The 15,545-nt window shown below is 61.1% G+C and carries 17 protein-coding genes; 13 read left to right on the forward strand and 4 right to left on the reverse strand.

Translation table 11 applies throughout. The annotated features are described in order from the left end of the window. Positions 1-40: 40 nt before the first annotated feature. Complete coding sequence (locus GM608_RS02780) at positions 41-916, reverse strand: ATP-binding protein (protein WP_081563002.1); 876 nt, start codon at positions 914-916, stop codon at positions 41-43. An 85-nt stretch (positions 917-1,001) separates the two neighbouring features. On the opposite strand from GM608_RS02780, the gene yajC reads away from it, so the two are divergent. Continuing rightward, positions 1,002-1,358, forward strand: a complete 357-nt coding sequence (yajC, locus tag GM608_RS02785; RefSeq protein WP_043561439.1) for a preprotein translocase subunit YajC — start codon at positions 1,002-1,004, stop codon at positions 1,356-1,358. 105 nt (positions 1,359-1,463) lie between these two features. On the opposite strand, the gene GM608_RS02790 is transcribed toward yajC, so the two are convergent. From GM608_RS02790 to GM608_RS02800, 3 genes are all read right to left on the reverse strand, one after another. Further along, positions 1,464-2,072 (reverse strand): superoxide dismutase, encoded by a 609-nt coding sequence (locus GM608_RS02790; RefSeq protein WP_043560695.1) that lies wholly within the window; start codon positions 2,070-2,072, stop codon positions 1,464-1,466. 166 nt (positions 2,073-2,238) lie between these two features. After that, the gene (locus GM608_RS02795; protein WP_249079403.1) at positions 2,239-3,114 is read right to left on the reverse strand and encodes an NAD(P)-dependent oxidoreductase; all 876 of its coding nucleotides are present in this window, start codon (positions 3,112-3,114) and stop codon (positions 2,239-2,241) included. 140 nt (positions 3,115-3,254) lie between these two features. After that, a complete protein-coding gene (locus GM608_RS02800) occupies positions 3,255-3,860 on the reverse strand; it encodes an NYN domain-containing protein (protein ID WP_043560690.1) in 606 nt (201 codons plus the stop codon). A 341-nt stretch (positions 3,861-4,201) separates the two neighbouring features. Here GM608_RS02800 and rpoZ point away from each other — a divergent pair, with 341 nt between their 5' ends. The 12 genes from rpoZ (at position 4,202) to rseP (ending at position 15,386) form a co-directional block, all read left to right on the forward strand. Continuing rightward, entirely contained in the window at positions 4,202-4,567 is a 366-nt protein-coding gene (rpoZ, locus tag GM608_RS02805) for a DNA-directed RNA polymerase subunit omega (RefSeq protein WP_043560688.1), read from the forward strand. A 108-nt stretch (positions 4,568-4,675) separates the two neighbouring features. Beyond that, a complete protein-coding gene (locus GM608_RS02810; protein WP_081563004.1) occupies positions 4,676-6,997 on the forward strand; it encodes a bifunctional (p)ppGpp synthetase/guanosine-3',5'-bis(diphosphate) 3'-pyrophosphohydrolase in 2,322 nt (773 codons plus the stop codon). A 4-nt stretch (positions 6,998-7,001) separates the two neighbouring features. After that, positions 7,002-7,406 (forward strand): holo-ACP synthase, encoded by a 405-nt coding sequence (gene acpS, locus GM608_RS02815; RefSeq protein ID WP_081563005.1) that lies wholly within the window; start codon positions 7,002-7,004, stop codon positions 7,404-7,406. 123 nt (positions 7,407-7,529) lie between these two features. Then, a complete protein-coding gene (gene lepB / locus GM608_RS02820; protein ID WP_043560682.1) occupies positions 7,530-8,372 on the forward strand; it encodes a signal peptidase I in 843 nt (280 codons plus the stop codon). Then, entirely contained in the window at positions 8,369-9,121 is a 753-nt protein-coding gene (gene rnc / locus GM608_RS02825) for a ribonuclease III (protein ID WP_086431112.1), read from the forward strand. The genes lepB and rnc overlap by 4 nt, the downstream gene beginning before the upstream one ends. Then, positions 9,114-10,040, forward strand: a complete 927-nt coding sequence (gene era, locus GM608_RS02830; RefSeq protein ID WP_192848040.1) for a GTPase Era — start codon at positions 9,114-9,116, stop codon at positions 10,038-10,040. Before rnc ends, era begins: the two co-directional genes overlap by 8 nt. 93 nt (positions 10,041-10,133) lie before the next feature. Next, the gene (pyrH, locus tag GM608_RS02835; protein WP_043560680.1) at positions 10,134-10,871 is read left to right on the forward strand and encodes a UMP kinase; all 738 of its coding nucleotides are present in this window, start codon (positions 10,134-10,136) and stop codon (positions 10,869-10,871) included. A gap of 74 nt (positions 10,872-10,945) precedes the next feature. Further along, entirely contained in the window at positions 10,946-11,512 is a 567-nt protein-coding gene (gene frr / locus GM608_RS02840) for a ribosome recycling factor (RefSeq protein WP_043560677.1), read from the forward strand. Between the two features lie 11 nt (positions 11,513-11,523). Further along, positions 11,524-12,261: a polyprenyl diphosphate synthase gene (gene uppS / locus GM608_RS02845; protein ID WP_283162639.1), complete on the forward strand. Its 738-nt coding sequence runs from the start codon at positions 11,524-11,526 to the stop codon at positions 12,259-12,261. Next, complete coding sequence (locus GM608_RS02850; protein WP_043560672.1) at positions 12,258-13,028, forward strand: phosphatidate cytidylyltransferase; 771 nt, start codon at positions 12,258-12,260, stop codon at positions 13,026-13,028. Before uppS ends, GM608_RS02850 begins: the two co-directional genes overlap by 4 nt. Positions 13,029-13,123: 95 nt before the next feature. After that, on the forward strand, positions 13,124-14,308 hold the full coding sequence (dxr, locus tag GM608_RS02855; protein WP_043560670.1) for a 1-deoxy-D-xylulose-5-phosphate reductoisomerase: 1,185 nt from the start codon (positions 13,124-13,126) through the stop codon (positions 14,306-14,308). Then, a complete protein-coding gene (gene rseP / locus GM608_RS02860) occupies positions 14,301-15,386 on the forward strand; it encodes an RIP metalloprotease RseP (RefSeq protein ID WP_081563008.1) in 1,086 nt (361 codons plus the stop codon). The genes dxr and rseP overlap by 8 nt, the downstream gene beginning before the upstream one ends. Positions 15,387-15,545: the final 159 nt, after the last annotated feature.

The raw sequence follows: 15,545 nt of genomic DNA on the forward strand, positions 1-15,545 counted from the left end.
AGAACGGCCCGCTCTGGTTTCAGGCGGGCCGTTCTGCCGTTCAGCGGGCTTCTTCGGTCAGTTCGGCACTCAGGGCGGTGATGAACTGCGAGGCGACCCGGCCGGAGCGGCTGCCCCGCTGCATGGCCCATTGCAGGGCACGCCGGTGCAGCTCCTCCCTGGCGATGGGGAGCTGCCTCTCCTCCGCATAGGCATCGATGATGCTGAGATAATGGGGCTGGGAAGCACCATAGAGGCCGATCCACAGGCCGAACCGGTCGGAGAGGGACACCTTCTCCTCGATGGCCTCGCCCGGGTTGATGGCATCCCCCGCTTCATTCTCGATCATGTTCTGCGGCATGAGGTGGCGGCGGTTGGAGGTGGCATAGACCAGCACATTGTCAGGCCGTCCGGCGATGCCCCCATCCAGGACCGATTTCAGGGACTTGTAATCCGCGTCCTGCGTCTCGAAGGAGAGATCGTCACAGAACAGGATGACCCGGCGGGAGGTGCGGCGCAGCAGGGCCAGAAGCTGCGGCAGGGTGGCGAGGTCATCCCGTGGAATCTCGATCAGTGCCAGCGGGGGGTGGCCGTTCCTGCGCTGTTCCTCATTGACGGCCAGAAGACAGGCCTTGACGAGCGAGGACTTGCCCATGCCTCTGGCACCCCAGAGCATCACGTTGTTGGCTGCCAGTCCGTGGGCAAAGAAGCGTGTGTTGCCCATGACCTGCCTGATCTGCCGGTCAATGCCCTTCAGCAGCTTCAGCGGGACGGCCTGCATGTGGGGGATGGGCAGCAGATGGCCGCTCCCGCCCTGCCAGATGAAGCTGTCCTGCGTGGGGTCATCCAGCATGGCAGGGTCTGCTGGTGGAGGAGCCATGCGTTCCAGACTTTCGGCAATGCGGGTCAGGAGGGGGAGAAGAGCGGTTGCTGGCATGGTCTTCCTGTGTAATGAGCTTGACGTGACGGTCTGGCACGATATGGTCCGCAATTATCTCATCAAGATGGAACCAACACCACCTATGCACAATATTCTTTTTTCCACGGCTTATGCCGCTGATGCCGGTACCAATGGCGGCGCCTTCAGTTCGGCAGCGCTTGTGCAGTATGCACCTTTCGTGCTGATCTTTGTGGTCTTCTATTTCTTCCTGATCCGCCCACAGCAGAAGCGCCAGCGTGAACTGCGGGAGGAGCAGAACAGCCTGCGTCGTGGTGACCGGATTGTCACGGCAGGTGGCATCGTGGGGACGGTACAGAACACCCGTGATGATTCGCAGGAAGTGGATGTGGAAATCGCACAGGGCGTGAAGGTGAAGGTCATCCGCAGTACGATCACGACCATCCTGCGGCGTGAGGGCAAGCCTGCCAACGAGGCGTAAGGGAACGTTCCTCAGCGGGTTTCATGCCCAGCTGGTACCATAAAGAAAAGGCCCTGCCACGATGAACCGTGGCAGGGCCTTTCTCATGTCGGGTGGGCCGGACGATCAGGCACCCTTCAGGCAGCTCTCGGCGTACTCGTAGTTGGCGAGACGGTCGAGGAAGTTGGTGACGTAGTCCGGACGACGGTTGCGGAAGTCCAGATAGTAGGAGTGCTCCCACACATCCAGCCCCAGCAGCGTACGCCCCTCATCCTCGGAGAGCGGATTGGCGGCATTGGCCGTCTTGGTAACCTTGAGCTTGCCATCGGAGCCCAGAACCAGCCATGCCCAGCCAGACCCGAACTGTGTCGTGGCAGCCTGCTTGAAAGCGGCCTTGAAGGCATCAACGGAGCCGAAATCCTCGGTCAGTTTCTTCTCCAGCGCACCGGGGATGCGGCCGCCGTTGGGGGAGAGGCAGTTCCAGAAGATGCAGTGGTTCCAGTGCTGGCCGGCATTGTTGAAGACCGGGGCCAGGGAGGAATCAGCGTGAGACAGGGCAATGATTTCTTCAAGGGCCTTGCCTGCCAGTTCCGGCTTGCTCTCGACGAAGCCGTTCAGGGCTGTGACATAGGCCTGATGGTGCTTGCCGTGGTGCAGCTCCAGTGTTTCCTGGCACATGCCGGCATCGGCTAGGGCGTTTTCGGCATAGGGGAGTTTTGGGAGTTCAAAAGCCATGTGAATCTTCCTTGACATATGAGGGGCAGGAGGCATCCCTCCTGCCAATTCATGACCCCCTCTAGCTATGGTTGCCGGGCGGCAACGTCAAGGTGTGTGGGGCGGAGTGTCTTAAAAAAAGAGTAAAACAGTCCCAATAGTGGGAAGAAGGACCGCTGGGTACCTTTCAGCGGTTGGCAGCCTCCCGTTCCATCCGGGCAATCAGGGCGGAGTAATCGTCATCAGCATGATTCCGATTGGAGGCGGCCAGATTCTGGGAGGCTGCCGCCATGCCGTGCATCGGGACGCCACAGCGGCGGGCGGCCTCCATCAGCAGGCCCATGTCCTTGCTCATCAGGCGGGTTGGAAACTGGGAGGGGAAATGCCCTGCCTTGCCCATGCCGATCTTGCGCTTGTGATGGGGGCTGATGACGGCCAGTTCCTGAAGGGCATCGAAAAGGACGCTGCGCTCCACGCCAGCGGCCAGGCCATAGGCGATCCCTTCAGCAATGATGTTCAGCGTGCCCCCCATGATGCCGTTGACGACGAGCTTCAGCCGGGCTGCGCTCCCGGCCGGACCGGCATGGATGGTGATGCGGCCGATATGGTCCAGAATGGGGCGGGCGAGCGTTACGGTTGCTTCCGGGCCTCCCACCAGCATGATGAGGGCCCCTTTTTCGGCTTCCGGCGTGCTGCCTGACATGGGGGCGTCCAGCACGGCGACATTGCGCTCACCCAGCAGGGCTGCGAGGTGGTCGGCCTGTTCCGGTGAGACGGTGGAGGTGTCCAGCACGAGCTGCCCGCTCCGCAGTCCCGCCAGGAGGCCATCCGGACCATGCAGGGCCGTGTTCTCCGCCTCGTCATTCGGGACACAGATGATGATGGCGTCGCTCCTTTCCGCCACGAGGCGGGGAGAGGCCAGCATGGGGACATCCGCCTCAGCGCCATTGCTCCGGCCTGATGGCGTGTGAGCGACGACATCGTATCCGGCCCGGACCAGATTGCGCCCCATGAGGGACGCCATGGCACCATAACCGATGAAACCGATGGTCTTGATGGACATGGGTGGGTTCCTTCCAGGGTTTGTTGAGTCAGTCTGTATGGAGGAGATGGACCGGGGTGGGCGGGGATTAAAGAGGGATGGCGGAAGCGTGATGGAAAGCCGCCATGAAAAAACCCCGCCGGAGCGGGGTTGGAAAAGGATCATTCCTCGTCGTCGTAATCTTCTGCATCGGCCGGGTGGCGGATGGGGGGACGGGACCGGTTGTCCGCATTGCGGCGGGTGAAGTGGTGAGCAATGTCAGCCAGTTCCACGAAGTGGTCTGTCTGGCGGCGCAGGTCGTCACCAATCATCGGTGGTGTCGTCTTGACGGAGGAAATGACCGTGACCCGCACGCCACGGGACTGCACGGCCTCCACGGCACGGCGCAGGTCGGAATCCCCGCTGACGATCACGATATGGTCCAGCCGGGGGGCCTGTTCGATCAGGTCCACGGCCAGCTCGACATTCATGTTGCCCTTTACGCGGCGTTGGCCGGACTGGTTGGTGAATTCCCGTGCCGTCTTGGTGACCAGATGATAGCCGTTATAGGCCAGCCAGTCTGTCAGCGGGCGGAGGGGGGAGTAATCTTCCGTCTCCGGCATGGCCGCATAATAGAAGGCCCGCTGGAAGGAACACTGCTGTTCGAAAAGATCCCGCAGGGCGAGGAAATCGACCTCGAACCCCAGGTTGCGTGCGGCGTGGTGCAGGCTGGCCCCGTTGATGAAAAGTGATGTGCGATCGTTTTTGCGTAGGAGAAGGTTGGACATATGGCTCACATATGGTCTTGGGTTAGTCTTGGGTGCGGGGAGTGTTGATCAAGAAATGTCCTGTCAGTCTCGGGCAGGGCTGCCCTTTGATTGTTTCCCTGTTCCGTATGTATGGCGGACTCAGCACCAGATTTGATGATGGAAGGCATGTCGGGTGGAGAAAGCAGGACAGCCTCCTGCTTCCCTCTTACAGCTTTGCGTTGCGTCAATAAAGGCCTTTGTGGTAACAAAAGTCCAGATTGTGAGATAGCAATGGGACAGGTTGCCTGTTTCGGCAGGTGGGGCTGTCCCGGCCCGTTTGCAGGGGCCATTTCAGCATGTGAGTGGGGAGCGCCGGTTTTATGGCACGTGTGACCGTAGAGGACTGCATCGAGAAGGTTCCGAACCGTTTTGACCTGGTGCTGCTGGCCGCCCAGCGGGCCCGTGGTCTTTCCCGCGGGGAGGAGATGCAGGTTCCGCGGGATAATGACAAGAATACCGTTGTTGCCCTGCGTGAGATCGCCGAGGATCATGTGAGCCTCGAGGGGCTGAAGAACGGCATTGTCCGCTCCATGAGCAACCAGCCGGAAGTCGAGCCTTCCGATGAGGAAGTGATGGACCTCATCCCGACAGACCAGAACATTTTCGGTCTTCAGGATGTATCTGCGGAAGAGGAAGCTGCCAACATGGCAGCTGATGAAGCCGGCTCCGGCCGGGGGCGTCGCTAAGCCTTTCAGGAACTGAGGTGTGCGCCCTGGGGAGGGGCCCCCTTTTCTTCGCCTTCGGGCGGGGATGGGATGCAGGTTCTTCCATCAGTGAAGAATGGGGGCTGATCCATGGCTGATGAAACGCTGCTTTCCACCGATCTCCCGGCGGAGACGGTGGCTGGTGCCGGGGACGCCCTCTTGCAGGATTTCCACCCCTCCATAAGCGGCCTGCTGGAGCGGGTCCGCTGTTACGATCCCCATGCTGATCTGGCCCTGATGCAGGAGGCCTACGATCTGGCCGCCAAAGCCCATGAGGGCCAGTGCCGGGACAATGGTGATCCTTACATCACCCATCCGATTGCCGTGGCCAACATACTGGCCGGGTTCCGTATGGACCCCGTGTCCATCATGGTGGGTTTCCTGCATGATACCGTGGAGGATACGGGCATCTCTCTGGAGATGCTGGCAGGGCGTTTTGGCAAGGATGTAGCGGCCATCGTTGATGGCGTGACCAAGCTGACACGGCTGGAGCTTCAGTCCGACAGGACCAAGCAGGCGGAGAATTTCCGCAAGCTGGTGCTCGCCATGTCGCGGGACATCCGTGTGCTCATCGTCAAGCTGGCGGACCGGCTGCACAACATGCGGACGCTGCATTATGTCCAGCGGACAGACCGGCGGCAGCGTATCGCCAGGGAAACACTGGACATCTACGCCCCTCTGGCCGAACGCATCGGCATGGACCGGGTGAAGACGGAACTCCAGGATATTGCCTTTGTCAATCTGGAGCCGGAGGCTGATGCCACCATCCGGGCCCGGCTGAATTACCTGCGTGGGCAGGGTGCGGACATGATCGAGCAGATACGCTGCGAGCTGGCCACACTCTGCAAGGAAGCCGGGGTGGAGGGGGCGACCGTCATCGGGCGGGAAAAATCCCCCTATTCCATCTGGGAAAAGATGAAGCGGCGGAATGTTGCTTTCGAGCAGCTTTCCGACATCATGGCGTTCCGCATTCTCGTGCCCACGAGAGAGGCCTGCTATGCGGCGCTGGGGGCGGTGCACGGGGCCTACCCCATGATTGCCGGACGCTTCAAGGACTACATCTCCACCCCCAAGACGAACGGCTACCAGTCCCTGCATACAGGGGTGACGCTCTATCGGCCGCACAGCCAGAAGATCGAGGTGCAGATACGCACACCGGAGATGCACGATCTGGCAGAGAATGGCGTGGCCTCCCACTGGAGCTACAAGGATGGCAGCAGCCCCAGCGAGCATGAGACGGCCGTTCTTTCGGAAACATTCGGGGCCTATACCCGCAAGCTGCGTTGGGTGCAGGACCTGCTGGACATTCTGGAGGACAGTCAGGGGCCGGACGAGTTTCTGGAGAATACCAAGCTCGAACTCTATCAGGATCAGGTCTTCTGCTTCACCCCCAAGGGACAGCTCATTTCCCTGCCTCGTGGGGCTACGCCGGTGGATTTTGCCTATGCCGTACACAGTCAGGTCGGGGACCGGTGTGTGGGGGCCAAGGTCAATGGGCGTCTTGTCCCGCTGAAGCATGTTCTGGAGAATGGCGACCAGATCGACATCATGACGGCACGGGGGGGCACGCCGTCCCCGTCATGGGAGCGGTTTGTCGTCACGGGCAAGGCCCGTGCCCGTGTGCGGCGCTTCGTGGCCCTCCAGCAGCGGCAGAACAACGTTGAGAATGGCCGTGGTGCTGTTGCCCGTGCGTTCCGCCAGAAAGGTGTTGATGGGTCGGAGAAAGTGCTGGAGGGCCTTCTTGGCACGCTGAAGCAGAACAGCCTTGATGAGCTGTATGGCAGCGTCGGGGCCGGGCAGCTGGACCCGAGGGATGTTGTAGGGGCGGCCTATCCGGAGCTGTCCCGTCAGGGGCAGGTGCCCCGTATCGTGCCCGGCCTGTCCCCCCGGCTGGAGGGAAGGCTGGACCAGAAGCCCCTGCCGCCAAGACGGCCTTCCAGTTATGAGGGCACGTTGGTCAATGGTGTCGGGCGGGGTATTGAACTGCACTTTGCGGGTTGCTGCCGTCCTTTGCCGGGGGACCGCATCGTGGGCATCATTGCCCAGGGCAAGGGAGTGACCGTACATCGGCGCAAATGCCACAATCTCAGCATGTTTTCGGACATGCCCGAGCGCTTTCTTGAAATCTCATGGAGTGAGGAGGCCCTTGGGCGGACAGGGCGGGATGCCCCCCGTTACACGGCCCGCCTTTCCGTCGTGGCGGGAAATGACCCGGCTGTTCTGGCAGCGCTGACCAACCTGGCCACACGGCACGAGGCCAGCGTGATCAATCTGCGGATCGTGAACCGCCAGCTGGATTTCATGGAAATTCTGGTGGACCTCGAGGTGCGGAGCAAGGGGCATCTGGCAACGGTTCTGGCAGGGTTCCGGGCCGAGAAGGGTGTTCTTCAGGCCGAACGGACAAAGGGATGACCTCATGATTCTGGGGATCGGGGTTGATCTCTGCTCCATCGGGCGGATCGAACGGGCCCTGGCCCGCCATGGGGATGCGTTTCTGGAGCGTGTGTTCACGCTGGAGGAGCGTCAGTATGTGCAGGCATTGCGGGGGGCGGCCCGGGCAGGGGCCTGTGCCAAACGCTGGGCAGCGAAGGAGGCCTGCGCCAAGGCTTTGGGAACAGGCTTTGCCCAGGGGGTGCAGCTTCAGGATATTTCCGTGGGGCGGAATGATCTGGGGGCTCCTGTGCTCAGCCTTTCGGGCGCAGCGGCGACCCTTCTGGACCAGCGCCTGCCAGCAGGGCATCGGGCCGAATTGCTGTTGAGCCTGAGTGATGAGCCGCCCATGGCCATGGCACAGGTGCTGATACAGGCTGTTGCCCTTTAGTCTTGGCGGCTTGAAATATCGTCAGGATGGAATTAACGCATGACCCGGCGGGTCAGGCAGGCTATGGCAGAAACGGGCAGGGCAGTCTGCCTGCTTCTTGCCAGAACAGGATGAACAGGGACCATGAACGAAGACAGACAGGAAGAACAGACAGAAAAGCCGGAAAGCCTTCTGGCCTCTATAAGACAGATTCTTCTATGGCTCATTCTGGTGGTTGCCGTACGTTCACTGCTGGTCGAACCGTTCAATATTCCGTCTGCCTCCATGATCCCGACCCTTCAGGTCGGGGATTTTGTGGCGGTCTCCAAGATGAGCTACGGTTATTCCCGGTATTCTTTTCCGTTCTCGCCGCCGTTCATTTCGGGACGTGTGTTCGCTTCCATGCCGCACCGTGGGGATGTGGCGGTGTTCCGGTTCACCAAGGATACGTCAGTCGATTACATCAAGCGGATTGTCGGCCTGCCCGGGGATCGCATCCGCATGGAACAGGGGCATCTCTTCATCAATGGTCAGGAAGTGCCGCGGGAGGACCGGGGGCATTACAGCGTGATGGATGAGCGGGGCTATGTGCTGTCTGGGACCCGTTATCGGGAAATGCTGCCCCGGGAGGATGGCAAGACGGTACCGCATGATATCCTGAAGATGCGGGATGATGACCTTGCCAACAATACGCCTGAATATACCGTGCCAGAGGGCTGCCTGTTTGCCATGGGGGATGACCGGGATGACAGTTCGGACAGCCGCTTTCAGGGAGGGCATGAGAGCGGTGCCTGTGCTGTCCCGGCCGGGCGTGATTATCTGACGGATAGCGGCGGTCATGATCTGGGGTTCGTGCCTGTGATCAATCTGGTCGGACGGGCAAAGATGGTGCTGTTCTCCGTTGATATGCGGCATCCGGCCTGGCAGTTCTGGTATTGGCCGACAGAGATACGCTGGGGCCGTTTCCTGCGTGGTATTGACGAATGATGACACGTGATGAGGCTGTCCGCCATGTCGAGGCGAAGCTGGAACACCGTTTTGCTGACCCCGCACTTCTGCATGAGGCTTTGACCCACCGGTCCGCCGTGCCACGGCGGCAGGGACGGAACCGGGGGCGGCAGAAGGGGCATGCTCCGGGGAAAACGCCACGGGGGCAGGGGTCCAACGAGCGTCTGGAGTTCGTGGGGGACAGGGTGCTTGGCCTGCTGATGGCGGAATGGCTCTTTGAGCGCTATCCGGAGGAGCAGGAAGGCGCTCTGGGGGCCCGCCACGCCCATCTGGTCTCCCGTCCTGTTCTGGCCCGGATTGCGGAAGGGATTGAGCTTTCCGAGGCGATACAGATTGCCCAGCATGAGGAAAGTGCCGGCATACGTGTTCTGGCCAGTGTTCTGGCCGATGCGATGGAAGCCCTGCTGGGCGCACTCTATCTGGATGCCGGGCTGGACCCGGCCCGGCATGTGGTCCGTCGCCTCTGGGACAGGGACATCGAGAAGAGTGGACAGCCCCACAAGGAGCCGAAAACGCTGCTTCAGGAGTTTCTGCTGGGGCGTGGCGAGGCCTTGCCGCATTATGAACTGACCGCCGCTGATGGGCCGTCCCATGCACCGATATTCCGTGTGGAGGTTCGGGCACTGGGGCAGGTGGGTGTTGGCCGTGCAGGCAGCAAGCGGCTGGCTGAAAGTGCGGCGGCGACAGATTTGCTGAAGAAGATGGGGCAGGAGACAGAACGTGCCTGAGGATACAGAAAAGACCGCCACGGGCGGAGAGACACGCTGCGGTTTTGTTGCTCTTGTCGGGGCTCCCAATGCAGGAAAATCCACCCTGCTGAACCGCATGGCTGGGGCCAAGCTGTCCATTGTCAGCCCCAAGGCGCAGACGACACGGTTCCGTACGCTTGGCATTGTGATGCGGGATACGGCGCAGATCGTGTTTGTGGACCTGCCGGGCATCTTCAAGCCCCGCCGACGGCTGGACCAGGCGATGGTCAATGCTGCCTGGAGCGGGTCGCAGGATGCTGACCTCAACCTGCTGCTGGTGGATAGCCGCATCGGTCTGACAGATGAGATCAGGGAGATCATCGCTCGACTGAAAGAGGGGAAGCGGCCTGTCTGGCTGGTGCTGAACAAGACAGACCTCATCCAGCGGGATCAGCTTCTGCCCCTGACGAAGGCCATCACGGACCTCCTGCCGGTGGAAGAGGTCTATATGGTCAGTGCCCGGTCCGGTGATGGGGTTGAGGGCCTGCTGGACGGGTTGGCCAGGGCCATGCCCGTTGGGCCTTACCATTACCCTGAAGATGATCTGACAGATCTGCCAGACCGTCTGCTGGCAGCGGAAATCGTGCGGGAGCAGGTCTTCCTCCAGACCCATGAGGAGATTCCCTACCATGCCACGGTGGAGACGGAATCCTTCAAGACACGCAAGGACGGATCCATCCGCATCGACGTGACGATCTATGTGTCACGGGCAGGGCACAAGGCCATCCTCATCGGGGAGCGGGGGCAGCGCATCCGGGAGATCGGGATGCGGGCCCGGAAACAGCTGGAAGGCCTTCTGGATGCTCCCTGCCATCTTTTCCTCAATGTGAAGGAGAGGGCTGCGTGGGACAAGGAAACAGCCCGACTGCGGGCCCTCGGTCTTGCAGATTATGGCTGAAGCGCACGAGTTTCGCTTGTTCATGCAGGGGTAGCTCTGTATGAGGGAGCAGACAGATTTCAGGACATCATCAACCAGAGAGCCGGTACGATCATGAGCACCGCCCCCCAAGAGCCGAACTTCCCTTATAAACGGGTCCTTCTCAAAGTGTCTGGCGAGGCGCTGATGGGCAAGGGAACTGCCGGTGTTGACCCGGAGATGGTGGACATGGTGGCTGCGGACATCGCCGGTGTGGCCGCTCTGGGCGGGCAGGTCTGTCTCGTCGTGGGGGGAGGCAACATCTTCCGTGGACTGGCCGCTGCCGCCAAGGGAATGGACCGGGTGCAGGGGGACTATGCCGGGATGCTGGCAACGGTCATCAATGCCCTGATGCTCCAGAATGCGCTGGAGAAGCGTCATGTGGAGACCCGGGTGATGACGGCCATCCACATGGCCTCCATTGCCGAGCCTTATATTCGCCGCCGGGCCGTCCGTCATATGGAGAAGGGCCGTGTGGTCATCTTCGCAGCCGGTACGGGCAATCCGTTCTTCACAACTGATACGGCTGCTGCCCTGCGGGCGAACGAGATGGAGTGCGATGCCCTCTTCAAAGGGACGCAGGTTGATGGTGTCTATTCCGATGATCCTCGCCTGAATCCCGATGCCGAGCGTTATGAACAGCTGACCTACATGGATGCCCTGGCCCGCAATCTGAAGGTCATGGATGCAGCAGCTGTCAGTCTCGCCCGGGAGAATGCTCTGCCGATCATCGTGTTCAACATGCATGCGCCGGGGGCTTTTGCGGCAGCCATGAAAGGTGAAGGGCGCTTCACCCGGATTGTTGAGGGTTGAGAGCGAGCGACCAGATTACCATGTCAGCCCGCACCGGCTGACGAACGGAACGATTACTGAGGAAGTGATTTGCCATGAGCACAGAACTGAACGACCTGCTTGATGACCTCAAACGTCGCATGGAAGGGGCGCTGGAGAGCCTGCGCCGTGATCTCTCTGGCCTGCGCTCCGGCCGTGCCAGCCCGAACCTTCTGGAGCCGGTACGTGTGGAGGCTTATGGCTCCGTGGTGCCCCTCTCCCAGGTTGGTTCCGTTGCCGTGCCGGAAGCCCGGATGCTGACGGTCTCTGTCTGGGATGCCAGTGTTGTTTCCTCTGTTGAGAAAGCCATCCGTGACAGTGGGCTGGGGCTGAACCCTGCTGCTGAAGGGCAGACCATCCGTGTGCCCATCCCGCAGTTGACAGAGGAACGACGCAACGAGATGGCCAAGGCCGCTGCCCGTTACGCCGAAGGTGGCCGTGTGGCCGTGCGTGGTGTCCGCCGGGATGGCATGGACAAGGCCAAGGCCCTGGAAAAGAATGGCGATATCAGTCAGGACGACATGAAGGTCTGGACGGCTGCCATCCAGAAGCTGACAGATGAGCATATCGGCCGTGTGGACAGCCTGCTGGCTGACAAGGAGCGGGACATCAAACAGGTCTGATCGCCAGAACATTGTCGGAACTTCACCCTTCTTCCCGCCCGGCTGGCACACTCCCACGTCATGTTGCCGTCATCATGGATGGCAACGGACGCTGGGCCAGAGCACGTGGCGTACCGATCGCACAGGGCCATCGTGAGGGAGGCGAGGCCGTGCAGCGTTGTGTCCGTGCCGCCATGGAGCATGGGGTGGATTATCTGACACTCTATGCATTCTCATCAGAGAACTGGCGCCGGTCCGGTGAGGAGATCAGCGACCTGACAGGGCTGATGCAGTTTTATCTGCGGCATCGTTTCCGGGAGCTGGATGAGCAGGGTGTCCGGCTGCGCATCATTGGTGATCCTGAACGTTTCGGGGCGTCTTTCTGCCGGGAGCTGCGTCGGGCAGAGGAAAAGACATGCCACAATACCCGGCTGACTCTGGCTCTGGCTCTTTCCTATGGCAGTCGTGCGGAGATTGCCGGAAGTGCCCGCCATTTGGCCGAACGGGTCCGGGCGGGCACGCTGGAGCCGCATGAGATTGACGAAGCCCTGTTCGCCAGTGCCCTCCAGACGCATGACATGCCCGACCCCGACCTTGTCATGCGGACGAGTGGAGAGAGCCGACTTTCCAATTTCCTGCTCTGGCAATCCGCCTATGCAGAACTTGTGTTTCTTGACGTGCTCTGGCCGGATTTCGGTGAGAAGGATTTTGCCGAGGCCATGATGCGGTACATGCGCCGTCAGAGGCGTTTCGGTGGGCGGCCAGAATGACAGAGTTGCAGAAACGCATCCTCTCCAGCCTTGTGATTGTTCCGGTGGTGCTCCTCTGTCTCTGGTTTGGTGGATGGGCCTATCGGGTACTGGTGCTGCTCGTCATGGTCGGGATTGTCTGGGAAGGGGAAACCCTGCTTGGCCAGCCGATGAAAAGTCTGCGGGGTGCTCTGCTTCTGCTCTGGCCTCTCTGTGGTGGACTGATCGCCATCAAAGGGCAGTGGTTTGCGGCCTTTTACCTTCTGGTGTCCAGCGTCCTGTTTGGCAGGCGGGCCTGCGGTCCGGTTCTGGTGGCCATGCTGGGTGGTTTTTCCCTGCTCTGGCTGCGGGGGCGGCCTGACGGTTTTTTGGAGACCTTTTTCGTCATTTTCGCCGTCATAGCCAGTGACAGCTGCGCCTACGCCACCGGGCGTCTGATTGGCGGGCCGAAACTGGCCCCGGCCATTTCTCCCGGCAAGACCATTTCCGGCTCGTTGGGGGGCATCGTGGGAGCCGTGATCCTCGGCGGGCTGGTCGGGCACTGGTCGGGTCATGGCTGGTCGTTCTCTGCCTGCCTGACGGGTGGAGTGATTGCCGTGGCGGCCCAGGCAGGCGATCTGCTGGAGAGTGCCTTCAAGCGGCGTCTGGGCGTCAAGGATTCAGGGCGGCTCATCCCCGGTCATGGGGGACTGCTGGACCGGCTGGATGCCCTCCTGCTGGCGGCCCCTGTTGCAGCCATCCTGGCCCTCATGGCCGGAGAGGGGCCATTCTGGCAGCTTTTCCGTTAAGTCTTATTCTGGAGCGGCAGTCTCTGCTATAGGTCTGTCATGAGGCAGACCCGCCATCACGTATCATGTTGAAATCATCAAGGGAGAGGTATTCCATGGGGGGAGGTTCCGGGCGTCGGCGCATTAGCGTGCTTGGCAGTACAGGCAGCATTGGTGTCTCGACAGTCGATCTTCTGAAGCAGCAGGCAGACTCCATCCAGGTGCGGGCTCTCGTGGGGGGAAAGAACGCCGCCCTTCTGGCCGAACAGGCCCGTGAGCTGAACGCCGAGCTGGCCGTCCTGAATGATGAGCAGCATTACGAGGAGCTGAAAGAGCGTCTCGCTGGCACCGGCGTGAAGGTAGCTGCCGGACGGCAGGCTGTCATCGAGGCCGGTGCGCTGGAAGCGGACTGGACGATGGCCGCCATCACTGGGGCTGCCGGCTTGGCCCCCACGCTGGAAGCCGTCCGCAACGGGCACAAGGTGGCTCTGGCCAACAAGGAAGCTCTCGTTTGTGCTGGCAACGTCATGCTGGAAGCTGTGCGTGATGCCGGAGCCGAGCTGCTGCCTGTTGATTCCGAACATAATGCGATCGTGCAGTCCCTGGGTGGGGCGGACATGTCCCTCGTGGAGAAGATCGTCCTCACGGCCTCTGGCGGACCGTTCCGCTGCTCCACAAAGGAGGAGATGGCGAAGGCCACGCCCGAACAGGCCCTGAAGCATCCCACATGGTCCATGGGGGCTAAGATCACGATTGACTCCGCCTCCATGGCCAACAAGGGGCTGGAGGTCATCGAGGCCGCCCGCCTGTTCGATCTGCCTGAACATCAGATAGACGTGCTGGTTCACCCGCAGTCAGTCGTGCATGGCATGGTCTGTTTCCGTGATGGCAGCTTCGTGGCCCAGATGGGGACGGCGGACATGCGGATTCCCATCGCACACACGCTGGCCGCCCCGACCCGGATGCAGACGGGATGCGAGCGTCTGGATTTCGTGAAGCTCGGGCAGATGAATTTCGAGGCAGTGGATGAGGACCGCTTCATCCCGCTGCGTCTGGCCCGTCAGGTCCTGCGGGCTGGTGGCGTGGCCCCGACCGTGTTCTCCGCTGCCAACGAGATTGCCGTGGAGGCTTTCCTCGCCGGGAAGATCCGTTTCCTTGGCATTGGTGAGCTGATTGATGCCAGCCTTCAGGCCATGCCGGAAAACCCGGTGCCGACATCTCTGGAGGATGTCTATCACTGGGACGAAATGGGGCGTGAGCTGGCCCGGACACAGATGAAGCGGATGGCCGACCATGCATAGTCTTCAGAGCATCCTTGCCGGTCTGGCCGTTTTCGGGATCGTCGTCTTCATTCATGAGCTAGGCCATTATCTGGCCGCACGCTGGCGTGGTGTGCAGGTGACCGTCTTTTCCATCGGGTTCGGTCCTGCACTGACATCATGGAAGGACCGGGTCGGAACACGCTGGCAGATCAGCCTGCTGCCGCTGGGAGGGTATGTCAAACTCCACGGGTTTGAGAACCGTCCCGATGCGCCCCGGGAAGAAGGTGACGAGAATGCCTTCAACCGCAAGTCTGTCCTCTCGCGGGCAATCGTGACGGTGGCGGGGCCTGTCTTCAACTTCCTGCTGACGATCCTTCTGTTCGTGGTGCTGCTGTCCTGCTTTGGCAGGCCGGAGGCCCGGCCCGACATCGGCACGCTGGCCCCGAATGGTGCAGCCATGAAGGCCGGGCTTCAGGTGGGTGACGAGATACAGCGTCTGGACGGGCATCACATCCTGAGCATTGGCGACATCCAGGCGCAGGTGGCGGCCCATCCGGGTGAGGTCATGAAGGTTGGTCTGCTGCGGAAGGGGCAGAGCCTGGAGCTTCCGGTCACGCTGGACCGTATCCGGCAGGGGGGGCATGACGTCGGTCGGCTGGGGGTCGGCTTTGCCGTCAGCCACAGTGCGCCCCTGCCTGTCTACAAGGCTGTTCCGGCGGCCATCGGGCAGACGTGGGACATGTGCGGCAACATGCTGGAGGGAATCTGGCAGATCATCAGCGGGCAGCGGAGCGCCAGGCAGCTCTCCGGGACCATCGGCATCATTCACATGTCCGGGCAGGCCGTGGATTATGGCGTGGCCAGTGCGCTGGGGTTCGTGGCTCTCCTGTCGCTCAATCTTGGCCTGCTGAACCTGTTCCCCGTGCCGATGCTGGATGGCGGCCATCTGCTTTTCTATGCTTTTGAGGCAGTTCTGGGGCGGCCTCTCTCCGAGCGGACACAGAGCTATGCCCTCCAGTTCGGGCTGCTGCTGGTCGTGGGGCTTTTCATTTTCTCAACGGTGAATGATCTCAGAGGGTTGGGAGTTTTTCACTGGTTGTTTGCACATGGGGGTTGATCTTTCCCCCTCCAATGATGGAAAAGACCTTCTAGGGTAGAGTATATAACTGAAACAGGCAGCTCCCTTCATTGTGATGTCGTGGGAGTCTGTCTGGTGCGGTTGTGCGTATGGGACTGTCTGGACCTCCTGCATCAGGGTTGTGTGGCGGGATGGCCG

The sequence above is a fragment of the Bombella sp. ESL0380 genome, from assembly GCF_009725805.1.
Lineage (GTDB): Bacteria > Pseudomonadota > Alphaproteobacteria > Acetobacterales > Acetobacteraceae > Bombella > Bombella apis.

Excerpts from the sequence above, each read along its gene's own strand:
- GM608_RS02780 (WP_081563002.1), bottom strand. The coding sequence starts at position 916 with ATGCCAGCAACCGCTCTTCTCCCCCTCCTGACCCGCATTGCCGAAAGT.
- yajC (WP_043561439.1), top strand. The coding sequence starts at position 1,002 with ATGCACAATATTCTTTTTTCCACGGCTTATGCCGCTGATGCCGGTACC.
- GM608_RS02790 (WP_043560695.1), bottom strand. The coding sequence starts at position 2,072 with ATGGCTTTTGAACTCCCAAAACTCCCCTATGCCGAAAACGCCCTAGCC.
- GM608_RS02795 (WP_249079403.1), bottom strand. The coding sequence starts at position 3,114 with ATGTCCATCAAGACCATCGGTTTCATCGGTTATGGTGCCATGGCGTCC.
- GM608_RS02800 (WP_043560690.1), bottom strand. The coding sequence starts at position 3,860 with ATGTCCAACCTTCTCCTACGCAAAAACGATCGCACATCACTTTTCATC.
- rpoZ (WP_043560688.1), top strand. The coding sequence starts at position 4,202 with ATGGCACGTGTGACCGTAGAGGACTGCATCGAGAAGGTTCCGAACCGT.
- GM608_RS02810 (WP_081563004.1), top strand. The coding sequence starts at position 4,676 with ATGGCTGATGAAACGCTGCTTTCCACCGATCTCCCGGCGGAGACGGTG.
- acpS (WP_081563005.1), top strand. The coding sequence starts at position 7,002 with ATGATTCTGGGGATCGGGGTTGATCTCTGCTCCATCGGGCGGATCGAA.
- lepB (WP_043560682.1), top strand. The coding sequence starts at position 7,530 with ATGAACGAAGACAGACAGGAAGAACAGACAGAAAAGCCGGAAAGCCTT.
- rnc (WP_086431112.1), top strand. The coding sequence starts at position 8,369 with ATGATGACACGTGATGAGGCTGTCCGCCATGTCGAGGCGAAGCTGGAA.
- pyrH (WP_043560680.1), top strand. The coding sequence starts at position 10,134 with ATGAGCACCGCCCCCCAAGAGCCGAACTTCCCTTATAAACGGGTCCTT.
- frr (WP_043560677.1), top strand. The coding sequence starts at position 10,946 with ATGAGCACAGAACTGAACGACCTGCTTGATGACCTCAAACGTCGCATG.
- GM608_RS02850 (WP_043560672.1), top strand. The coding sequence starts at position 12,258 with ATGACAGAGTTGCAGAAACGCATCCTCTCCAGCCTTGTGATTGTTCCG.
- dxr (WP_043560670.1), top strand. The coding sequence starts at position 13,124 with ATGGGGGGAGGTTCCGGGCGTCGGCGCATTAGCGTGCTTGGCAGTACA.
- rseP (WP_081563008.1), top strand. The coding sequence starts at position 14,301 with ATGCATAGTCTTCAGAGCATCCTTGCCGGTCTGGCCGTTTTCGGGATC.